General features: G+C 73.2%; 18 protein-coding genes and 1 pseudogene. 8 read left to right on the plus strand and 11 right to left on the minus strand.

Annotated elements, in window-relative coordinates:
• Nucleotides 1-208 precede the first annotated feature (208 nt).
• Nucleotides 209-598, plus strand: coding sequence for a cupin (locus RKD23_RS03180; protein WP_424852183.1), 390 nt, complete (start codon nt 209-211; stop codon nt 596-598).
• Between the two features lie 18 nt (nt 599-616).
• Here the strand turns inward: RKD23_RS03180 and RKD23_RS03185 are convergent.
• Nucleotides 617-763 (minus strand): annotated as a pseudogene (locus RKD23_RS03185) (GNAT family N-acetyltransferase); the annotation flags it as partial.
• Nucleotides 764-847: 84 nt separating this feature from the next.
• Nucleotides 848-2005, minus strand: a complete 1158-nt coding sequence (locus RKD23_RS03190) for an FAD-dependent monooxygenase (protein ID WP_424852184.1) — start codon at nt 2003-2005, stop codon at nt 848-850.
• Nucleotides 2006-2110: 105 nt separating this feature from the next.
• On the opposite strand from RKD23_RS03190, the gene RKD23_RS03195 reads away from it, so the two are divergent.
• The 3 genes from RKD23_RS03195 (at nt 2111) to RKD23_RS03205 (ending at nt 5622) form a co-directional block, all read left to right on the plus strand.
• Nucleotides 2111-2668 carry a TetR/AcrR family transcriptional regulator gene (locus tag RKD23_RS03195; protein ID WP_424852185.1) on the plus strand — a complete coding sequence of 186 codons (558 nt, stop codon included), beginning with the start codon at nt 2111-2113 and terminating at the stop codon, nt 2666-2668.
• 191 nt (nt 2669-2859) lie between these two features.
• Nucleotides 2860-5016, plus strand: a complete 2157-nt coding sequence (gene helR / locus RKD23_RS03200; protein WP_424852186.1) for an RNA polymerase recycling motor ATPase HelR — start codon at nt 2860-2862, stop codon at nt 5014-5016.
• A gap of 66 nt (nt 5017-5082) precedes the next feature.
• Nucleotides 5083-5622 (plus strand): DUF6174 domain-containing protein, encoded by a 540-nt coding sequence (locus RKD23_RS03205; protein ID WP_424852187.1) that lies wholly within the window; start codon nt 5083-5085, stop codon nt 5620-5622.
• Nucleotides 5623-5629: 7 nt separating this feature from the next.
• Here RKD23_RS03205 and RKD23_RS03210 read toward each other — a convergent pair whose 3' ends face one another.
• Nucleotides 5630-6202, minus strand: a complete 573-nt coding sequence (locus RKD23_RS03210) for a hypothetical protein (protein ID WP_424852188.1) — start codon at nt 6200-6202, stop codon at nt 5630-5632.
• A gap of 102 nt (nt 6203-6304) precedes the next feature.
• Nucleotides 6305-6688 carry a DoxX family protein gene (locus RKD23_RS03215; protein WP_424852189.1) on the minus strand — a complete coding sequence of 128 codons (384 nt, stop codon included), beginning with the start codon at nt 6686-6688 and terminating at the stop codon, nt 6305-6307.
• A gap of 238 nt (nt 6689-6926) precedes the next feature.
• On the opposite strand from RKD23_RS03215, the gene RKD23_RS03220 reads away from it, so the two are divergent.
• The gene (locus tag RKD23_RS03220; RefSeq protein WP_424852190.1) at nt 6927-7574 is read left to right on the plus strand and encodes a DUF4328 domain-containing protein; all 648 of its coding nucleotides are present in this window, start codon (nt 6927-6929) and stop codon (nt 7572-7574) included.
• A gap of 444 nt (nt 7575-8018) precedes the next feature.
• On the opposite strand, the gene RKD23_RS03225 is transcribed toward RKD23_RS03220, so the two are convergent.
• Complete coding sequence (locus RKD23_RS03225) at nt 8019-8987, minus strand: TIGR03620 family F420-dependent LLM class oxidoreductase (protein ID WP_424852191.1); 969 nt, start codon at nt 8985-8987, stop codon at nt 8019-8021.
• 98 nt (nt 8988-9085) lie between these two features.
• Between RKD23_RS03225 and RKD23_RS03230 the strand changes: the two genes are divergently transcribed.
• Nucleotides 9086-9682: a TetR/AcrR family transcriptional regulator gene (locus RKD23_RS03230; RefSeq protein ID WP_424852192.1), complete on the plus strand. Its 597-nt coding sequence runs from the start codon at nt 9086-9088 to the stop codon at nt 9680-9682.
• Nucleotides 9683-9688: 6 nt separating this feature from the next.
• Here the strand turns inward: RKD23_RS03230 and RKD23_RS03235 are convergent, their stop codons facing one another.
• Nucleotides 9689-10279, minus strand: coding sequence for a GNAT family N-acetyltransferase (locus RKD23_RS03235; protein ID WP_424858151.1), 591 nt, complete (start codon nt 10277-10279; stop codon nt 9689-9691).
• 134 nt (nt 10280-10413) lie between these two features.
• Between RKD23_RS03235 and RKD23_RS03240 the strand changes: the two genes are divergently transcribed.
• Complete coding sequence (locus tag RKD23_RS03240; protein ID WP_424852193.1) at nt 10414-11067, plus strand: TetR/AcrR family transcriptional regulator; 654 nt, start codon at nt 10414-10416, stop codon at nt 11065-11067.
• 43 nt (nt 11068-11110) lie between these two features.
• Here the strand turns inward: RKD23_RS03240 and RKD23_RS03245 are convergent, their stop codons facing one another.
• The 5 genes from RKD23_RS03245 to RKD23_RS03265 all read right to left on the minus strand — a co-directional run bounded on the left by RKD23_RS03245 (nt 11111) and on the right by RKD23_RS03265 (nt 17731).
• Nucleotides 11111-11803, minus strand: coding sequence for a maleylpyruvate isomerase family mycothiol-dependent enzyme (locus RKD23_RS03245; protein ID WP_424852194.1), 693 nt, complete (start codon nt 11801-11803; stop codon nt 11111-11113).
• A gap of 46 nt (nt 11804-11849) precedes the next feature.
• The gene (locus RKD23_RS03250) at nt 11850-13421 is read right to left on the minus strand and encodes an SMI1/KNR4 family protein (protein ID WP_424852195.1); all 1572 of its coding nucleotides are present in this window, start codon (nt 13419-13421) and stop codon (nt 11850-11852) included.
• A gap of 756 nt (nt 13422-14177) precedes the next feature.
• Nucleotides 14178-15749: a SpoIIE family protein phosphatase gene (locus RKD23_RS03255; RefSeq protein ID WP_424858152.1), complete on the minus strand. Its 1572-nt coding sequence runs from the start codon at nt 15747-15749 to the stop codon at nt 14178-14180.
• Nucleotides 15750-16245: 496 nt separating this feature from the next.
• Nucleotides 16246-16926 (minus strand): class I SAM-dependent DNA methyltransferase, encoded by a 681-nt coding sequence (locus RKD23_RS03260; protein ID WP_424852196.1) that lies wholly within the window; start codon nt 16924-16926, stop codon nt 16246-16248.
• An 82-nt stretch (nt 16927-17008) separates the two neighbouring features.
• On the minus strand, nt 17009-17731 hold the full coding sequence (locus RKD23_RS03265) for an RNA polymerase subunit sigma-70 (protein ID WP_424852197.1): 723 nt from the start codon (nt 17729-17731) through the stop codon (nt 17009-17011).
• A 347-nt stretch (nt 17732-18078) separates the two neighbouring features.
• Here RKD23_RS03265 and RKD23_RS03270 point away from each other — a divergent pair, with 347 nt between their 5' ends.
• Nucleotides 18079-18561 (plus strand): SRPBCC family protein, encoded by a 483-nt coding sequence (locus tag RKD23_RS03270; protein WP_424852198.1) that lies wholly within the window; start codon nt 18079-18081, stop codon nt 18559-18561.
• Nucleotides 18562-18594 lie beyond the last annotated feature (33 nt).

Genomic DNA, 18594 nt, shown 5'->3' on the forward strand with positions numbered 1-18594 from the left:
CACCCGATCCTGCGGTGCGCCGCGGGGACCGGCAATTCCCTGCGGGGAATCGGCTTCAGCGACCAGGGCGGTGGGGAGAGGGGGTGCGCCGAACGGTGCGTGGTCGGGGCGGGATGCCCGACGTCCGTCGGCTGAAGTCGGGGTGGCTGGTCGGAAGGATGGCCGTCATGAACAGGCCGTTCCACCATCGCAGAAGGGAAGCCCTGGCATGACTGTCACTCCGATCGACCTCTTCGCCTCCTTCATCCACCTCGACGAGGGCGGCCAAGTGCGCGCCGAGCAGCCGGTGTTCGAGTCCGAGCGGGAGGGCTGGCAGCTGATGACCTTCCATGTGGAGTCCGACGCCGACGTCCACGCCGATCACTGGGAGGTCCACACCGACGCGGACGAGATCGTGTCGTGCCTCAGCGGCGGTATCCGCCTCCATCTGCGCCCGGAGCACCCCGGTCAGGAGGCCGAAGAGATCGCGCTGCCCGCGGGGACGGCGGCCATCGTCCCTCGCGGCCGCTGGCACCGCCTCGCCCTGGACGCCCCCAGCGACATCATGTCCGTCACCGTGCCCCGCGGCAGCCGTCTGGAGAAGCGGACCGACGCCTGACCGCCCGGCAGCACCGGGTCACAGGGCGATCAGCCCGGCCGCCGTCTCCCTGAAGCCGCAGGCGTCGAAGTAGAACGAGCGCAGATGCGGCTCGAAGTCGACATGCAGCCACGCACACCCGGCGGCGCGGGCCGCGTCGACGGCCTCGGCGACGAGTGCGGCCCCGCCCCGCCACTCGTACGTGATCGTCATGCGGGGATCGTACGAGGGCCGGACCCGGACTCGCGTGGCACACCGGCGCCATCGATGTCAGACCAGGCTCGGTGGGGTCCAGTCGGCGTGGCGGAGGATGGCTCGCAGGGCGGCGCCGGAGGGGGCGAGGCGGAGGGCGGTGTTGCGGGCGGCGACGGCGAGGGGGTGGGTGAGTTGCTGGCCGAGACGGCCGGCCTGGCGGGCGGCGCGGGTGATGGCCTGGGCGCGGGGGCGGCGTTCGGCGTCGTAGCGGGTCAGGGCCGCGGCGAGGGTGGGCTCGGTGGCCACGGCGGCGGTCAGGGACGCCGCGTCCTCCAGGGCCTGGCAGGCGCCCTGGCCGAGGTTGGGGGTCATGGCGTGGGCGGCGTCGCCGAGGAGGGCGATGCGGCCGACGGTGAAGGTGGGCAGGGGGTCGGTCAGTTCGTGGATGTCGTGGTGGAGGACGGCCTCGGGGCGGGTCGCGTCCAGGAGGGCGGGGATCGGGGCGTGCCAGTGGCCGAAGCGGCGGCGGAGCTCGGTCAGGGGGTCCGAGTGGCGCACGCCCGCAGGTGAGTTGACGACCGCGTGCCACTCTGCCCTGCCGTCGGTGAAGGCGATGTGGCCGAACTCCGCGCCTCTTCCCCAGGTGAGTTCGAAGTCGGTGCGCAGGTCCACCGGGTCTTCGGTGATCGCGCGCAGGACCGTGGAGCCGCTGTAGCGGGGGCCGGGGTGCTCGGGGAAGAGGTGGGTGCGCAGCCTGCTGCGTACGCCGTCGGCGGCCACCACCAAGTCCGCCTCCACGGTGGACTGTTCGCAGTGGATGCGGAGGCGGCCGTCCCCGGAGTCCTCCACCGAGCGCACCTCCCGGCCCACGGTGAGGCACTCGGGCGGCAGGGCCTCGCGCAGCAGGCGGTGCAGGACGGCTCGGGGGATGCCGACGATCGGCGTGCCCAGGGCGCGTTCCAGTGCGGCTCCGTCCATGCGGGCCAGCCAGCGGCCGTCCGGGGTGCGGGTGCCGCCGGTGTACTGCGGGCGGGCCGCCGCACGGACCGGCTCGCCGGCGCCGAGGACGTCCAGGGCGCGAAGTCCGTTGGCGTGCAGGGAGATTCCGGCGCCCGCGTCCTCCAGGACCAAGGCGCGTTCGACGACCGTGACGTCCCAGCCGATCCGCCGCAGGCCGATCGCCGCGGCCAGCCCGCCGATGCCCCCGCCGACCACTACCGCGCTGCTGCCCATACCCGGCCCTCCCTCGTCACGACCGCACTCACGGCTTCTACAGATGTAGAAGCACCGATGCCGGAGGAAGCGTACTCCTGGGCTCTACAGGTGTAGAAATAGGGGGTGCCCACCGATCGACGCACCCTCCTCGCCGACGCCGCCATCACCGTGCTCACCGAGTCCGGCATGCGCGGACTCACCCACCGTGCCGTGGACCGGGCCGCGGGCCTGCCGTCCGGCACCACCTCCGCCTATCTGCGCACCCGCACGGCCCTCCTGACCGCGCTGGTGCGGCGGCTGGTCGCCCTCGACCAGGCGGAGCTGGAGGAGATCGGCGGCCGGACGCCGGTGCCGCGCGACGCCGAGGAACTGGTGGCCGGTCTCGTCGCCTTCGTCGAGCGACGGCTCACCGGGGACGGCCGACGGCGCTCGCTCGCCCGCTACGCGTGCGCCCTCGAGAGCGTCCACCAGCCCGAACTGCGCGAGATCCTCGTGCCCCGCGAGAACACGGCACGGCAGGCGGTCCAGGACTTCCTCGCCGCACAGGGCGTGCCCGACGCCGCGGAACGCACCGTCACCCTGCTGACCTGCGTGGACGGCCTCGTCTTCGACCGCCTCGTCAACGGCGGCACGGTGAGCGCCCAGGAAGTGCGCCGCCTGGTGACGGCCGCCGTACGCTGACGCCCGTCACTCCTGGACGACGGAAGGCCCCCGGTCACGCCGTACTCCGGGCACAAGAAAGGCAAGGACGGTGAACCCGTTCCTTGCCACTCTCAACTTATAGCGCACAGGGGGGCTTGCGGCAAGGCCCCGGGTATCCCGCACAATCACTGGCTCATGGCCACAACCTGCTGAAATAGGTGATCGCTGAAGTGCCTGCCCGTTCCCTGCCCACCAGCCCGTTCGACCTGTCCGACCGACTGTCCGCCAAGGCCGACCCGGCGCTGATCGCCGAGGACGAGAAGCACTTCGCCGCCGTCGCGGAGAGCCTCGAGCTGGCCATCGCCGAGGTGTCCGACAGCCTCGACGCCGCACTGAAGGCACCCGGCGGGATCGGCCGGGCGGCGATGGACCGGGACGCGGAGGTGCACCGGCTGACGGGCCGGCTGCGCGCCCTGCGCCGCTTCGGTCTCGACCTGTGCCTCGGGCGCGTCGTCGGCGCGGACGACGCCGAGCCCCTGTACATCGGCCGGCTCGGCCTCACCGACAGCTCGGGGCGTCGGCTGCTCGTCGACTGGCGCTCCCCCGCGGCCGAGCCGTTCTTCGCGGCGACCCACGCCCACCCGATGGGGCTGGCCAGCCGCCGCAGATACCGCTGGAGCGACGGCCGGATCAGCGACTACTGGGACGAGGTGTTCACCGCCGACGGCCTGGAGGGGCATGCCGCGCTCGACGACCAGTCGGCGTTCATCGCGGGCCTCGGCAGCAGCCGGTCGGCCCGGATGCGGGACGTGCTCGCCACCATCCAGGCCGACCAGGACGCCATCGTCCGCGCCGGATCGCGCGGCGCGCTCGTCGTGGACGGCGGCCCGGGCACCGGCAAGACCGTCGTCGCCCTGCACCGCACCGCCTACCTGCTGTACGCCGACCCGCGCCTGAGGCATCGCCGCGGCGGTGTGCTGTTCGTCGGCCCGCACCAGCCGTACCTGGACTACGTCTCCGACGTGCTGCCCAGCCTCGGCGAGGAGGGCGTGCGCACCTGCACCGTGCGCGACCTCGTCGCGGAGGGAGAGGGCGCGCCGCCCGAGTCCGACCCGGAGGTGGCCCGGCTGAAGGCGTCCGCGCGGATGGTGCGGGCGATCGAACCGGGCGTGCGGTTCTACGAGGAGCCGCCCACCGAGGGCCTGCGGGTCACGACGCCGTGGGCCGAGGTGTGGCTGAGCGCCGACGACTGGGCGGACGCCTTCCGCGCGCCCGGGCCCGGCACGCCGCACAACGAGGGGCGGGACGTGGTCTGGGAGGAGCTGGTCACGATCCTGCTGGACAAGGCCGTCGGCGAGGTCCCGGAGGAGCTGTTCCGCAGGGCGCTGCTGCACGACAAGGAGCTGGTCGGCGCCCTGGAGCGGGCGTGGCCGCTGATCGACGCGGCCGACCTGGTCGCGGACCTGTGGTCGGTACCGGCGTATCTGAGGCTGTGCGCTCCCTGGCTCACCCCCGAGGAGGTACGTACGCTCCAGCGCAAGGCGGCCCCGCAGGCCTGGACCGAGTCCGACCTGCCGCTTCTGGACGCGGCGCGGCAGCGGCTCGGGGACCCGGCGGCGGCGCGGCGCAAGCGGCGGCACGACGCCGCCGTCGCCGCCGAGCGCGAGCGGATGGGCCGTGTCATCGACAACGTGCTGGCCGCACAGGACGACGGCGAGAGCGCGGTGACGATGCTCAGCGGGCGTGACCTGCAGGACGCGCTCGTCGACGGCAGCGCCCTGCCCGCCGCCGAGGCGGACCGGCTCGCCGGTCCCTTCGCGCACATCGTCGTGGACGAGGCGCAGGAACTCACCGACGCCGAATGGCAGATGCTGCTGCAGCGCTGCCCGTCCCGGAGCTTCACGATCGTCGGCGACCGCGCCCAGGCGCGGCACGGGTTCGCCGAGTCGTGGCGGGAACGCCTGGAACGGATCGGGCTCGACCGTGTCGAGGTGGCGTCGCTGAGCATCAACTACCGCACGCCGGAAGAGGTGATGACCGAGGCCGAGCCGGTCATCCGGGCCGTGCTCCCGGACGCCAACGTGCCGACGTCCATCCGCAGCAGCGGCGTTCCCGTCGTGCACGGCTCCGTGACGCGGCGGGACGAGATCCTCGACGCCTGGCTCGCCGAGCACGCCGACGGCGTCGCCTGTGTCATCGGCGATCCCACGTTCCAGGAGACTGCCCGAGTCCGGTCGCTCACCCCGCAGTTGTCGAAGGGCCTGGAGTTCGACCTGGTCGTGCTCGTCGACCCGGAGGAGTTCGGCACGGGCGTGGAGGGGGCGGTCGACCGGTATGTGGCGATGACCCGGGCGACGCAGCAGTTGGTGGTGCTCACGAGCCGCTGACGGGTCGAAGTTCCGGGGGCGGACGGATCGAACGTTCCGGGGGCGGTCGGCGTCACAGGTGCAGTCGTGATCGAAGGGACCATCACCATGAGCACCTCCATGACCACCACCGTGACCGCCGTACGCCGCACCTGCGGGCGGGCCCGTGCCGTGGCCGCCGTCGCGCTGATCGCCGGGATGCTGGGCACGACGGCCGCCTGCGGCACCGAGACGGAGGCCGCCTCCACCAAGGGCTCCGAGGCAGTCGCGGCGCAGAGCCGTACGACGTGGAAGGAGCCGGCCTCGTACGTGTACACACTGGAGTCGACCGAGGGGGAACAGGCCCTGATCGGGACCTTCCGGATCACCGTGCGGGACCACAAGGTGACGCGGGCCCGCGGCCTCGACGAGAGCGGCCGGCGCGTCGTGAAGGACCTCCCCGACCAGGTGCCCACCATCGGCGCCCTGCTCGGGGAGCTGGAACAGGCCCGCAAGGAGGACGCGGACCAGGCCGAGGCCACCTACGCCCCCGACGGGCACCCGGAGCGGATCGTCCTCGACTGGGACACGAACGCGCTGGACGACGAGTCGCACTACGTCATCAGCGGCTACGCGCCCAGCTCTTGATGCCCCGTCAGCCGACCCGGAGGTGACGCAGGACGCGGGAGTGGGCTTTGGCCGCGTCGATGCCCAGGGCCTCGCCTACCGTCTCCGGCGACAGGGCCTCGTCGTCGATGACGTACGCGGCGTCCCGGCCGGCGTCGCGGGTCAGGCGCTCCAGCCGGGCGACCGCCCGCAGTGCCGCCAGGGGCGCCTCGTCGGCGAGCGAGCAGAGCCGGGTCTCCAGCCGGTCGAGCAGCTCGGTGACGTCCGCGGGGAGGGGCACCGTCCGCCGTTGCACGTCGCGCAGGTGCTCGCACCAGTCGGCGTGGGCGGCGGAGACGTCCGGATCGCCCGGCCGGCCGGCGGGCTCCGCCGAGGGGACCGGGTGGCCGGGGCCGCGCCAGCCGCAGGCGCAGGCCGCGCGGTACGTGGCTGCTGTGGGGCGGCTCATGAACCCGTCGTACGCCCACCACTCGCGGGTCTCGTGGATCTCGCCGCCGCTGCCCAGGTCCAGGTACATGGGCCCGGGCTCGCTGCCGTCGGCGAGGACCGCCCCGGCGTACCCCTCGTGGGACTCCCCGAACTCCTCGGTCAGCCACCGCACGGCATCCCCTTTCGTCCTTGCCTGTCTGCGCCCGAGGATGCCGTGGCGAGGTCGCGCCGGCGGGCGGTCGATGTCAACCGTGCCAAGTGTGGGACGGGCACGTCAGCCGGTGAAGGTCTCGGGGCCGAAGCGGCCCCAGGCGACGAACACCGCGATGGCGAGGTAGACGAAGTTCACGGCGACGAGCGCGTTCTCGCCGCGGCGGCCGTGGGTGGCCATCGCGCCCACCATCAGCAGGACCCAGCACACGGCGGTCACCGGCACCATGACGGGCGCGATGTCGAGCACGGCGGGCAGGATCAGGCCCACGGCGGCCAGGACCTCAAGTATGCCGAGCCCCTTGATGAAGCCCTCGCTCTTCCCGTCGGTCCACCCGCCGCCGTGGGCCGCCGCCAGCTTCTCCTTCGGCACGAACGTCTTGACCATGCCGCTGAACAGGGCCACCGCGGCCAGCAGTCCGGCGGCGATCCACAGGGCGAGGTTCATCGTCTGCTCCTTGATCGAAAGTGTCTTCACTCCTTACGACGAGACAGCCCGCCGGGCTGTGACATCCCTGGCGCACCGATCCCGACGTGGACGTAAGAGCAGGTCACACGTATCGTGCCCGGGCACGCGATCTTCCGCGGGCGTTTCCCTTTTCGTTTCTCGCCCGTGGGGGGCCGCTGTCATGTCCGTGTCCGAGAGACCTCTTCCCGATGCCGTGCTGCCACGGGAGTCGCGGCCGTTGCGGTGGTTTCTCTACCTGGTGTCGGCCCTCCTCGCGGCGGCGGCCGCCGGCGGCGCCTACTCCGTGTACCGGGGCCTGCGACTGTTCTCCCTGATCGAGGGGGAATTCGGCTTCGTCGCAGCGCCGGAGGACGAATTGCTGGCCGCGGCGGCGCAGTACGAGAACGCAGGCCGGGTGCAGGGCGGTACGTACCTGTTGTGCGCCGTGGTGTTCCTCGCGTGGTTCTCCGTCATGCGGCGCAGCATCGGTCGGCTGACGCCGGACGGGTTCCGCAGGGGTCCGGGCTGGGCGATCGGGGCCTGGTTCATCCCGGTCGCGTGTCTGTGGATGCCGTATCGCATCGCCGTGGACATGTGGGCGGCGGCCTCCCCGCTGCCGACCGACGGGAAGCCGACCCGTGTGCCAATGTGGCCGGTGAACCTGTGGTGGGGGCTGTTCGCCGGCAACGTCGTGCTGAGCCGGTACTGCGCGTACCGCTTCGACCGCGCCGAGAATCTGTTCGCGTTGCGTGACGCCCTACGGATGTACCTGGTGTGCGACGCACTGGAGGTCGTCGCGGCGGGTGCGGCGGTGTACTTCGCGTTCCGGCTGACGGCCCTGCAGGAGCGGAAGATCGCCCAGGGTCCGTTCCTGAGCGGGGTGTAGGGCTCAGGAGTCCGCGTGGCGGCCACGGTGATCCGGGTGGTCGGCCGTGTCCACGCTCGGGTTCCGGAGGTTGTCGGGGCTACCGAAGGCGGCGAAGTCTGCGGTGACGCCGTCGGCGGCCAGGGTCGGGGCGAACGGGGCACCCTGGGAGAACCCGACCGCCGCGAGTTCCCGCAGTCCACCGGCGACGGCGAAGTCCCGGGTGCCGGCCGCCCAATTGCTCGGTGTCCGGGTCGGGGTCCGAGCCGCTCAGTTCCGGCCGGTCGACAGCGATGTGCCGGACACCCGCGCCCCGGACGATGCCCGCGCCGAGGCCGCGTCACCTGCCGGTAGCCGCGCCCGGACACAGCAGCACGGCGGTGCCGTCCTCGGGCCCCGCCGGGGCGTGCGGCCGAGACGGCCGGGGCTGTCGCGTCGTAGGCGTGGTCGTCATCGGCGACGGCTTCATGCTCGGTGGCTTGGCAGGGCCTCGGCCTTTCGCTCGTGGCGGCGGGTGCCCAACGTCGTGAGGGCCGGGGCCAGTTCACGCCACTGCCGCAGGGGAAGGTCGGTGGGGGACGCCGTGAGGACCTGGACGGCGACGTGGTCGGCGCCCGCCTGCAGGTGTTCCTCCACCCGGCGCCGGATCTCGTCGATGTCACCGTGGGCGACGATGGCGTCGACCAGCCGCTCGCTCGGCCCGCCGAGGACGTCGTCGTCGCCGAAGCCCAGTCTGCGCACATTGGCGAGCTGGTGGGGTGCGCTCTCGATGTACATCGCCACGTGGGCGGTGGCCAGTTCACGGGCCCGCGCCGCGTCGGTGTCGAGCACGACGGCGAGTTCCACGCCGAGGAACGCCTCGGGGCCCATGATGCGGCGGGCGTGCGCGGTGTGCTCGACCGGCACGAAGTACGAGTGCGCGCCCCAGGTGCGTTCCGCGGCCAGGCCGAGCATCTTGGGGCCCAGGGCCGCGAGCACGCGCCGCGGTGCCGGGTCGGGGCGTGGGCCGTGCTCGGGGACGGCGTCCATCGAGTCGAGGTAGGCGCGCATGGTGTGCACCGCCCGCCCGCGCGCCGGCATCGGGTAGCCGTCGAGGTGGTGGACGGTGTCGTCGACCCGGTGTCCGCCGAGCCCGAGCAGATAGCGGCCCGGGAACGCGTCGCCCAGGGTGCGGGTGGCCGTCGCCGCCGCGATCGGGTCGCGGAAGGCGATGTTGGCGATGCCGGAGGCGACCGTCAGCCTGCGGGTCGCCGACAGCAACAGCCACGCCTGGCCGAAGCTCTCCCGGCCGAACGCCTCCCCGAACCAGATCGCCCCGTAGCCCAACTCCTCGATTTCCGCGGCGGCTTCGCGGACCAGGCCGGCCGGGTGCGCGTCGAAGGCGAACGTCCAGATGCCTGCCGGCCCGAGGGCGGCGTGTGCGTCGTCGTGCATGTGCGCTCCTCCTCCGCCAAGCGGAGACCCTCTCCGCTTGGCTGTGCGGGCTACCATACGGAGAAGCTCTCCGGATCGCCAGCGTGAAAGGCGGCATCATGACGACACCCGGCCCGGCCGCACAGCCGCCCGCCTCGCGCGCGGACGCGCGGGTCAACCGCGAGCGCATCCTCACCGTGGCCCGCGAGGTGTTCGCCGAGAGCGGCCCCGAGGCCTCCCTCAACGCGATCGCTCGCCGGGCCGGCGTCGGCCCCGGCACCCTCTACCGGCACTTCCCCAACCGCCAGGCCCTGGTGGTCGCCCTCGTACGGGACCGCGTCCTCGCCCTGCAGGCGTTGGCAGAGGAACTGCCCGCCTCCCATTCCCCCGACGACGCCCTCGCCGCCTGGCTCACCGCTCTGCTCGCCCACGCCCGGCTCCATCAGGGCACGGGCGTCGCGGCGCTGCTCGACGAGACGGCCGACCTCGGCATCGACTGCCACCGCCTCGTCCTGGACAGCGCCGCCGCCATCCTGTCCCGCGCCCAGCACGAGGGCACGGCACGGTCCGACCTCGACGTCGGCGACCTGGTCCGACTCGTCGCCGGAATCGCCCTCACCACGACCCGCGACGACGAACCGGGGCTGCCGGAACGGCTGCTGGGGCTGGTGCTGGACGCCGTACGCCGGGGTGGCGGCGGTGGGGCCGAGAGCTAGCCCTCGTCAGGCACGCGGTTCGCGCCACATGCCCCAGAGGGTCGGGCCGTCGCCCGGGAGGGGCAGTTCCTCGCGGACGGTGAAGCCGAAGTGTTCGTAGAAGGGGTTGTTGGAGGACTTGGAGGACTCCAGGTAGACGGGGAGGCCGGCGGCGTCGGCCTGGGCGAGGCCGGAGCGGAGGAGGGCGGCGCCGTGGCCCTGGCCGCGTGCGGCGGGGTCGGCGCCGATCACGGCGAGGGACCAGTGGGGTTCGCGCGGGGTGTGCCGGGCGGCCGTCTCGACCGCGTCCCGGAACAGCGGGGCGCGGTCGCCGAGTATGTCCTGGAGCTGCCGGATGGTGTCCGCCTCGGGCACGGCCTGCGCACCCGCGGCGACCCAGAACGCGGCGGCCGCGTCGGTGCGTTCGCACACGCCGTGGTGGACGTACTGCCCCGTGAAGAGGGTGGTGAAGTAGCGGACCAGCGACGCCTCGCGCGAGGCGTCGTCGGGGAAGAACCAGCGCATCATCGGGTCGTCGTCGAAGGCGCGGGCGAGGGCGCCGCTGATCAGCGGGGCGTCGTCGAGCGTGGCCGGTTTCGGCGTGTTCGTCATCGGCATACGGGCCATTCTGCCCTTGATGATCTTCATGGGCGGACGTGGGGTACCGATATCCGAACACCCCTGCCGGACGTGGCCCCGTGGGTCCGCTTGAACTAAACCGTGCAGTTCAGGGGCTGCTAGGGTCGGTTCCCATGAGCGTGGACAGCGGCAAGCAGCGGCCGAGCGGACCCCGGGCGGAGCTCAAGCGGCAGGCCATCGTGCGGGCCGCGCGCGAGCTGTTCCTGCGGGAGGGCTTCGGCGTGGGCATGGACACCATCGCCGCCCGAGCCGGCGTGTCCAAGGTGACCGTCTACAACCACTTCGGCAGCAAGGAAGCCCTGTTCACGGCCGTCATCACCCACGCGCTCGACGAACCGCTCGCCGGCGAGTCCGCGGCCGCGCTGGAGGGTCTGGCCGAGGCCGAGGACCTGCGCACGGCCCTTGTCGACGCGGCCCGCGCCTGGGTGCACGCCGTCCGCACCAATGACGAGGTCACCGCCCTGCGCAACCTCGTCGCCGCCGAGCTCCACCGCTTCCCCGAGCTGGGCGAGGCCTGGCGCCACCACGGCACGGAGAGCCACCACCCGGCCGTGGCGAACGCCCTGCGCGGCCTCGCCGAACAGGGCCGCCTGGACATCCCCGACCTCGAGGTCGCCGTCCTGCAGTTCTACGGGCTGCTGGTCTTCCCCCACATGGTCTTCAGCTCGTACGGCACCCGGATCGACGACGGCCTGACGGAGCGTCTGGTCACCGGCGCTGTCGACATGTTCCTGGCGCACTACGGGCCGCGGGGCACCCAGCCGTAGCGGCAAGACGGACCCTCGGGGCAACCCCCGCTGCGGCGCCGGGTCAGGGCGTCAAGGGGCCCCGCAGTAGGGCCAGTCCGACCTCCTGGTCGCCGGTCCAGGTGACGGCCTCACCGGTGTGCGGTCCGCGGCCCCACAGCAGGAGCAGCAGGTGTTCCGCGGGCGCGGCGAGTGTCGCCACGGGGTCGCCCGGGCCGTAGGTCCAGCCGGCTCCGGTGTCGGTGGCCAGGAGGCGAAGGGCCTGCGCGGGCGGGCGCGCTCGGCCCCGGGCGACCTGGCGCGGTGCCATGGTGTCGAAGACCTCGGCCACGCCCTCCCCGGCGAGGTGGGGGTCGAGCGGGCGGGGGGTGCCCAGCGCCCGCTCGGCGTCCCAGCGGTGCACGAGCGCCTCCAGGCAGCGGCGCCGCTGCCAGAAGCCCACCGTGTGGGGCGGGTGGAACGTCCAGGCGGGCGTCGCCGGGTCCGTGTCCAGGGCCTTGAGCAGGGTCCGTGCCGTCTCGTCGAACCACGGCAGCAGTTCCTCGGGCGCCCGAGGAGCCGACGGGGGCTCGTGGTCACCGCGTCGCTCGGTCACCGCGGCCGCGGCCCACAGGTTGGAGGTGCCGAGGTGTTCCGCCAGATCCCGCAGCGTCCAGGAGCCGCAGTGCTCGATGCCCAGGGACAGGTCGCCGTCGAGGCAGGCGCGGAAGGCGGCCAGCTCGTCACGCAGGTGCTGAAGCAGGGTTGCCGAGTCCATGACCGGTCAACCTATCGGTCCCCGGTGACACGGGAGTTGAGCCCCCTCAGCCGCCCACCCCCTCTACCGTGCCTGTCACCCGCAGTGCGTCCTCGGTGTCCATGCCGAGCCGGGCCGCCCAGGCGAGGGCGTCGTCGAACGTCGCCTCCGTGTCGGTGAGGTGCGCGGCGGCGAGCGTGACAGGCGCCTTGCCCTGGTCGAGGACAGCGGTCCACTGGCGGCCGGTCAGGGCGAGGTACCGCAGCTCCGGCAGGTCGGCCACGACGGTCGGGTCCAGCACGTCGGCCTCCGAGACGTCGAGGCCGCGCAGGTGCGGAACCGTCCGCAGGGGTCTCAGATCCGCCGGGGCGCCGGTGGTCAGGTCGAGGGCGGCGAGGTGCGGGTGGTCTGCCAGCGCGGTGAGGTCGCCGTGGGCGAGGGTGACGCGCAGGGACTCGACCGGCAGGTCCCGCACCGGTGTCAGGTCGGTGGTGGTGGAACGGTTGAGGTGCAGTCGGCGCAGGTGCGGGGCCGCGGCGAGCGGGGCGAGGTCCACCGGGGCGGGGGCGTCGTTGATGTGGAGGGCCTGGAGCGTGGGCGGGACCTCGTCCGGGACGGCGCCGATGATCTGCCGGGTGCCGGGGTCGCTGTCGCCGGGGTGGACGGACAGGTGGTCGCCGTGTATCTCGTAGGCGCCCCTTTCCATCAGGTCCAGTTGGTGGCCGAGGAGGGAGGTCACCGAGTCGGCGATGTAGGCGGGGCCGTCGTCGTAGTCGCGGCCGGTGCGGATGATCTGGCCCGGGTGTCCCAGACGGGCCGGGGCCGTGTCGACGGCGAGATAGTTGCCGTCCTCGCTGGTGGCGAACCGCAGCCAGCCGGGGTGCCCGCCGCAGCGGCGTACGGTCTCGGCGGGCGTGGTGTCGAAGACGACGGCCTCCCACTCCAGGTCCCAGCCGTACCAGGGCCGCTCCCCCGCCTGCCACTCGGTGTGCTCGGCGACCAGGCTCTTCAGCGACAGCCAGGCGCAGTTGTTGAACAGGTAGTGGTGGTCGTAGCCGATGCCGTCGCCGTCCGCGATCAGGTACAGGGCGCGCAGGTCGGCGGGCAGACTGCGGCCCAGGCGCCGCTCGGCCTCGTCGAGTTCGGCGGCGGTGGCGGGCGGGGGCAGTTCGAGCCGGCGCCCGAGGAGCGCGGCCCGCCGCGAGACGTATGTGTGGAAGCGGGACACGGCCAGCTCCGGGTCGCCCGCGGGCGGGGCCGTGCCGGCCTCCTGACGCAGACCGGGCTGCGGCAACCGGTAGTCGGAGTCCAGGACGGCCTCCCAGCCGCTCATCCCGCCGCTCACCCGGGCGACCGCGTCCCGGAAGGCGGTGAGGCGGTACGCCCCGGACGGCTCGCACCGTATCTCCAGGCTGACCGGCTCCCAGCCGCGGTCCTTCCGCAACGTCTCGGCCAGGGCCATCAGTTCCTGGTACGGATTGGGCACACTCGGACCCCAGGGGCCGCTGCGCGGACTGTAGCCGCCGGTCACCGAGGTGCCGCCGCGACCCGCCCGGGCGTACATGACCGCGTCCGTCCAACCCCGCGGCGCCTCGGCGAGGATCGCCTCGACGACCGGCCGCACCACCTGCTCAACCATGCGCTGCTCCCGTGCTGTTGCTCCTGCCGAAAATCATGACAGGCCCCACTGACAACGCCCTGAGCGCCGGCAACCGGGGCAGCGGCGGTGACAACGGCTCGAGCACGGGTGAGGCCGCCGGGGCGGCCGGGATGGCCGGGAGCGTAAGGGCAGTTAGGACTGCCGGGACAGCAGGGACGCGTACAACCAGCCGCCCGAGCTGTGCGAGACGGGCCCGGCAGGCGCTGGGAGACGAGCCGTACGAGGTGTGCCTACGGCTCGGCGGGCTGCGGTGGCCCGGGCGCTGGGCGAGGCGCCGTCCCGGACCCCGGACGGGTCGCCATCCCGCGGATGGGTCGCCGTCCCGGACCGCGGACGGGTCGCCGTTGGACACAGGGCAGCCAGGATGGCCGGGACCCCGGGACGGCCAGGGCCGCCGGGACAGCGCGGGCGGCCGGGGCCGCCAGGGCTACCAGGACTCACGGAGCCGCCGGGCTGCCGGGCCCCCCGGGGCGCCGGGCTACGGGGCTGCCGGGCCACCGGGCCACCGGGCCACCGGGCCACCGGGCTACCTGGAACAACCGCCCCAGCGAGACCCATGGCACGCCTCACGGTCCGTCCACCTCACCGCCCACACCGCCTCATCACCCACGCCCGCGCTCAAGCCCGCGCCCCCAACGCCCGCCCGTCCACACCGAAGCCATCACCGAAGACGCCGTAGCCGCGACAACCGCCACAGACGCAATACCCGCCGTACGCCCCGACTCAGACTCAGACTCAGGGCAGCCGCTGCTCGAACCAGACGATCTTGCCGCCGCTCACCCGGGTGGCTCCCCAGCTCTGGGCCAGCTGGTCGACGAGGAACAGTCCGCGGCCGCCTTCGTCGTCGAGCTGGGCGTGGCCGAGGCGCGGGAGTTGGACGGAGTCGTCGCGGACCTCGACGCGCAGGACGTCGGTGCGCAGCATGCGCAGGGTGAGGGGCCGGGTGGTGACGCGTACGGCGTTCGCGACCACCTCGCTGACGAGGAGTTCGGTGGTGTCGGTGAGGTCGGCCAGGCCCCAGCGGCGCAGGGTGCGGCGGACCAGTCGGCGGGCCTGGCCCGCGGTGCGCGGATGCGGGGTCAGGTACCAGTTGGCGGCGGTCTCCGGCAGGAGGCCCTCGAAGCGGGCGGCGAGCAGGGCGACGTCGTCCTCGCGCTCGACCTCGTCCAGGGTGCCGAGCGCCACCTCGCACAGCGGCTCCAGGGCGGGCGGCCCCGCCGAGCCGAGGGCCCGCAGCCGGTGGCGCAGCCGCGTCATGCCGGTCTGGATGTCGGAGCCGCGGGACTCGACCAGGCCGTCGGTGTAGAGCAGCAGGGTGGCGCCGGTGGGCGCGGGCATCTCGGTGGTCTCGAAGACCCCGCCGCCGACGCCGATCGGCACGCCGGAGGGCAGGGTGAGGGCCTCCGCCGAGCCGTCGGGGCGCAGCAGGAAGGGGGGCGGGTGGCCGGCGTTGGCCATCAGCAGGCGCCGGGAGACCGGGTCGTACACGGCGTACAGGCAGGTGGCGAGGTGCTGGCTGCCGAGCCGGCCGGCCTGTTCGTCGAGGTGGTGCAGGACCTCGTGGGGCGGGAGGTCCAGGCCGGCCAGGGTGTGGACGACGGTGCGGAGCTGGCCCATGATCGCGGCCGAGGTGAGGGAGTGGCCCATCACGTCGCCGATGACGAGGGCGACCCGGTTGCCGGGCAGCGGGATCGCGTCGTACCAGTCGCCGCCCACTTCGGCGGTGCGGGAGGCGGGCAGATACCGGCTGGCCAGCCGGACACCGGCGAGGGCAGGCAGGGAAGGCGGCAGCATGGTGCGTTGCAGGGTGTCGGCCACGGACGACTCGTGGCCGTGGGCGAGCGCCTTGTCGACACCGAGCGCGGCGTGCGTGGCGAGCTGGGAGGCGACCAGCAGGTCGTCTCCGGTGAAGGCGCGGCGGCCGCGGTCGCGCACGAGGGTGATGCAGCCCAGGACGTGGTGGCGGCCGCGCAGCGGGGCGATGATCACGCGCCGTCCGGGCGGCACCTCCCCGGGGAGTCCGGCCGACGCGAGCAGCTCCGCCGCAGCGGCTGCGGCCTCCTCGGTAGTGGCGAACAGGGGCCGTCCGGAGCGCAGCAGTTTCGCCGGGGCTCCCTTCACCGCTTGCAGGGAGGCCTGGGGGGCCGGGACCGGCTCCCGGTGGACGCTGTGCAGCCTGAGCAGGACGGGGTCGGCGGAGCTTCCGTCGCCGACCGGCAGCGGATCGTACAGATGGACGACGGCCAGGTCGGCGAAGAGCGGCACCGCCGCCCGGCACAGCTCGGCCAGGGTCTCGTCCAGGTTCATGCCGCGCGCGATGCGCCGGGTGGCGCTGTCGAGGTACCGCAGCCGGTCCGTCCCGGCGTCGCGCAGGGCGCGGAGTTCCCGTAGGGCTCCTGTGTCGCGCCGGGCACCGCCACCCCGTACGGCTCGGGCAGCACGCAGGGCCCGGGCATCGCCGCGTGCGAACCTGGCGCCGTGCACCCGGCGGCCCCGGCCGCGCTCGGAGCCGCCCTGTGCCCCGATCACGGGGTCACCACGGCGCGCAGTGCCCCTCGGATCCGTCCGCCACTTGCTCGGCGCACCGGCCCGGACACTCGGGGGCACTCACGTATCACGACACCCACAGGGCTCAGGCCGGCGCCCTGCTCGCCTCCGGCCGCTTCTGCTGACATGGGTCTGGCTCCCGCACCCCGCTCTGCTCGACGGCCCTCTGGCGCCTGGCCTGGGAGGACCCCAGACCTCGCTCGACCGGCCCGCACCGCACTGTCTCCTACAGCCCGCCTGATCCGGAGGACAGGCCCTAGTCGAGTTTCGTACAGCGCAGGAAGATCTGCTCCTCCGGCGGGACGTCCGAGCTCTCCGGCGCGTAGGTGTAGGAGGACTCCCCGTCGATGGAGAAGCCCGCCGCCTCGACGACCTCGCGGAGGGTGTCGCGGAGGTAGCCCGTGACGCGGATGGTGCTGCCGAGGAAGGGGATCGCGAAGTCGTCGACGTCGGCCTCGACCATCGACAGGACGAGCAGACCACCCGGTTCGAGCAGCCCGTGGATCGTCTTCAGGGCGAGGGGGATCTCGGCGCGCGGCAGCATCAGCAGCGAGAAGAAGGCCGCGACCGCGTCGAAACGGCCCAGGTCGAGGGGACCGTCGGGGCGCAGGTCCGCGATGTCCGCCCGGTGGAACTCCGCCTCGGGCACATTGCGCCGGGCCAGTTCCACCATGCCGTCGGACAGGTCGACGCCCACGACCGCGCACCCGCCGTCGGCGAGCTGTCGCGCGGTCGGCAGTCCGGTGCCGCAGCCGAGGTCCAGCACGCGCGCGCCGGGCGAGACGCTCTTCAGCAGCCAGTCGGCGGCCTGGACCTGCCCCTCCTTGTGCGGGAAGGCCTCGTCGTAGCGGTCGCCGATGGCGTCGAAGGCCTCCGCCTGACCCGTTCGGTCGACCCGCAGGCCGTCGTAGTCGACTCCCTCACCAGCACCGCTCACGCTGCGTCTCCCTCAGGCTAAGGCTTCGATCATCCTTGCACAGGAGGACCGGCCGTGACGGGGCGTCCACAGAGAAACTGCCTCAACCACCGTGGATCACCAGGGCGATGAGCGCGATCAGGGCCGCCGTCACCGCGAACACCGTACGGGTGAGGACCCGTACGTGTCGCTCGCTGCCGGCGCGAACGGACCACGGCTGGGCGAGGGTCGCGGCCGACGCCTCCTCGACGCGGGTGCGCAGCGCCCGCCGTGCCGCGTCCGGGGTGGCGCCGAGGACGGCACGCGCGTGCCGCAGTCTGCCGCGTACGGCATGGCTGCTGGCCTCCGTCTCGGCGGCGGCCTCCGACACGCCGAGCCCGAGTCCGTCGCACAGCACGGCGGTACGGCGGTGACGCGGGGGAAGGTCCAGCAGCGCGCGCAGGAGCGGATCGGCGGGCGGCGGGCCCGGACGGGTGACGAGCCACCGGAAGCGGTGCCAGGGCGACAGGGCGTACTCGTGGGTCTGCACCCTCACCCAGCCCACCGGGTCGGGGTCGCGGGCGACCTCGGGCCAGCGTTCCCAGGCCTTGCGGAAGGCGTATTCGGCGGACTCGAAGGCACGGCGGCGGCAGCCGGTCAGCAGGTACGCCTGGTGTATCAGGCCGGGGACGGCGTAGACGTACAGCGCGTCGAAGGCGGCCTCGGGCGTGAGCGCGGCGGGCCCGGGGGGCACGGTGTCGGCGCGGTCGTCCAGGGCGCGTATCAGGGTCGTACGGGCGGTGGTCGCGGCGCTGCCGCCCCGCTCGTGGGAGGGGTCGCGGTACATCGGGGCTTCCTGTGTGACCTGCGCGGGTCGTCGGGACCCTGCGCAGGTCACCGATCGGGGGCGGCCACGCCCGCAGACCCCGTGGGGGCTGTGGGTGCGCCACGGCATCCCCAACGCCGCGTCGGCGCGACAGGTGGCGCCGAGCATCACTTGATCACACTGTCCGACGAACCCTCGAACCCACGTCCCGTCCGCGCGACCCGCATCCGATGCGTGGCCCCACCCCATCCGATGCGTGGCCCCATGTGGATACCCGCCCATCACGGGTACCCGGCGCGACGAGCCCTGACCTGCGCGGTGGCCGACGAGCCGCCGCCGACCGAGGCACGTATACGGAGGTAGACACGATGAGCACGGTCAAGGAGACGGTGGAGGTCGGCGTTCCGCTGCACACCGCGTACAACCAGTGGACGCAGTTCGAGGACTTCCCGAACTTCATGGAGGGCGTCGAGCAGGTCACTCAGCTGGACGACCGCCACAATCACTGGACCACCAAGATCGCCGGGGTCCAGCGGGAGTTCGACACCGAGATCGTCGACCAGCTGCCCGACGAGCGCATCACCTGGCGCACCACTTCGGGCGACACCAGCCAGAAGGGCTCCGTCCGCTTCGAGCGCGTGGACGACACGCACACCCGGGTGGAGCTGGTGATGGACGTGGAGCCCAGCGGCGCCGCCGAGAAGGTCGGCGATGTGCTCGGCACGATCGACCGGCGGGTGAAGGGGGACATGAAGCGGTTCAAGGAGTACATCGAGAAGCGCGGCGGCGAGAGCGGGGCCTGGCGCGGACGCATCCGGCCGGGCGAGACGGGGGGCCCGACGCCGCTCTGACTCGTACGAGCCGTACGAGCCGTACGAGCCGCC

Source organism: Streptomyces sp. SAI-170 (genome assembly GCF_049739565.1).
In the GTDB taxonomy this organism is placed as follows: domain Bacteria; phylum Actinomycetota; class Actinomycetes; order Streptomycetales; family Streptomycetaceae; genus Streptomyces.

Excerpts from the sequence above, each read along its gene's own strand:
- RKD23_RS03230 (WP_424852192.1), top strand. The coding sequence starts at position 9,086 with ATGACGACACCCGGCCCGGCCGCACAGCCGCCCGCCTCGCGCGCGGAC.
- RKD23_RS03250 (WP_424852195.1), bottom strand. The coding sequence starts at position 13,421 with ATGGTTGAGCAGGTGGTGCGGCCGGTCGTCGAGGCGATCCTCGCCGAG.
- RKD23_RS03270 (WP_424852198.1), top strand. The coding sequence starts at position 18,079 with ATGAGCACGGTCAAGGAGACGGTGGAGGTCGGCGTTCCGCTGCACACC.
- RKD23_RS03255 (WP_424858152.1), bottom strand. The coding sequence starts at position 15,749 with ATGAACCTGGACGAGACCCTGGCCGAGCTGTGCCGGGCGGCGGTGCCG.
- RKD23_RS03215 (WP_424852189.1), bottom strand. The coding sequence starts at position 6,688 with ATGAACCTCGCCCTGTGGATCGCCGCCGGACTGCTGGCCGCGGTGGCC.
- RKD23_RS03180 (WP_424852183.1), top strand. The coding sequence starts at position 209 with ATGACTGTCACTCCGATCGACCTCTTCGCCTCCTTCATCCACCTCGAC.
- RKD23_RS03245 (WP_424852194.1), bottom strand. The coding sequence starts at position 11,803 with ATGGACTCGGCAACCCTGCTTCAGCACCTGCGTGACGAGCTGGCCGCC.
- RKD23_RS03235 (WP_424858151.1), bottom strand. The coding sequence starts at position 10,279 with ATGCCGATGACGAACACGCCGAAACCGGCCACGCTCGACGACGCCCCG.
- RKD23_RS03265 (WP_424852197.1), bottom strand. The coding sequence starts at position 17,731 with ATGTACCGCGACCCCTCCCACGAGCGGGGCGGCAGCGCCGCGACCACC.
- RKD23_RS03240 (WP_424852193.1), top strand. The coding sequence starts at position 10,414 with ATGAGCGTGGACAGCGGCAAGCAGCGGCCGAGCGGACCCCGGGCGGAG.
- RKD23_RS03190 (WP_424852184.1), bottom strand. The coding sequence starts at position 2,005 with ATGGGCAGCAGCGCGGTAGTGGTCGGCGGGGGCATCGGCGGGCTGGCC.
- RKD23_RS03225 (WP_424852191.1), bottom strand. The coding sequence starts at position 8,987 with ATGCACGACGACGCACACGCCGCCCTCGGGCCGGCAGGCATCTGGACG.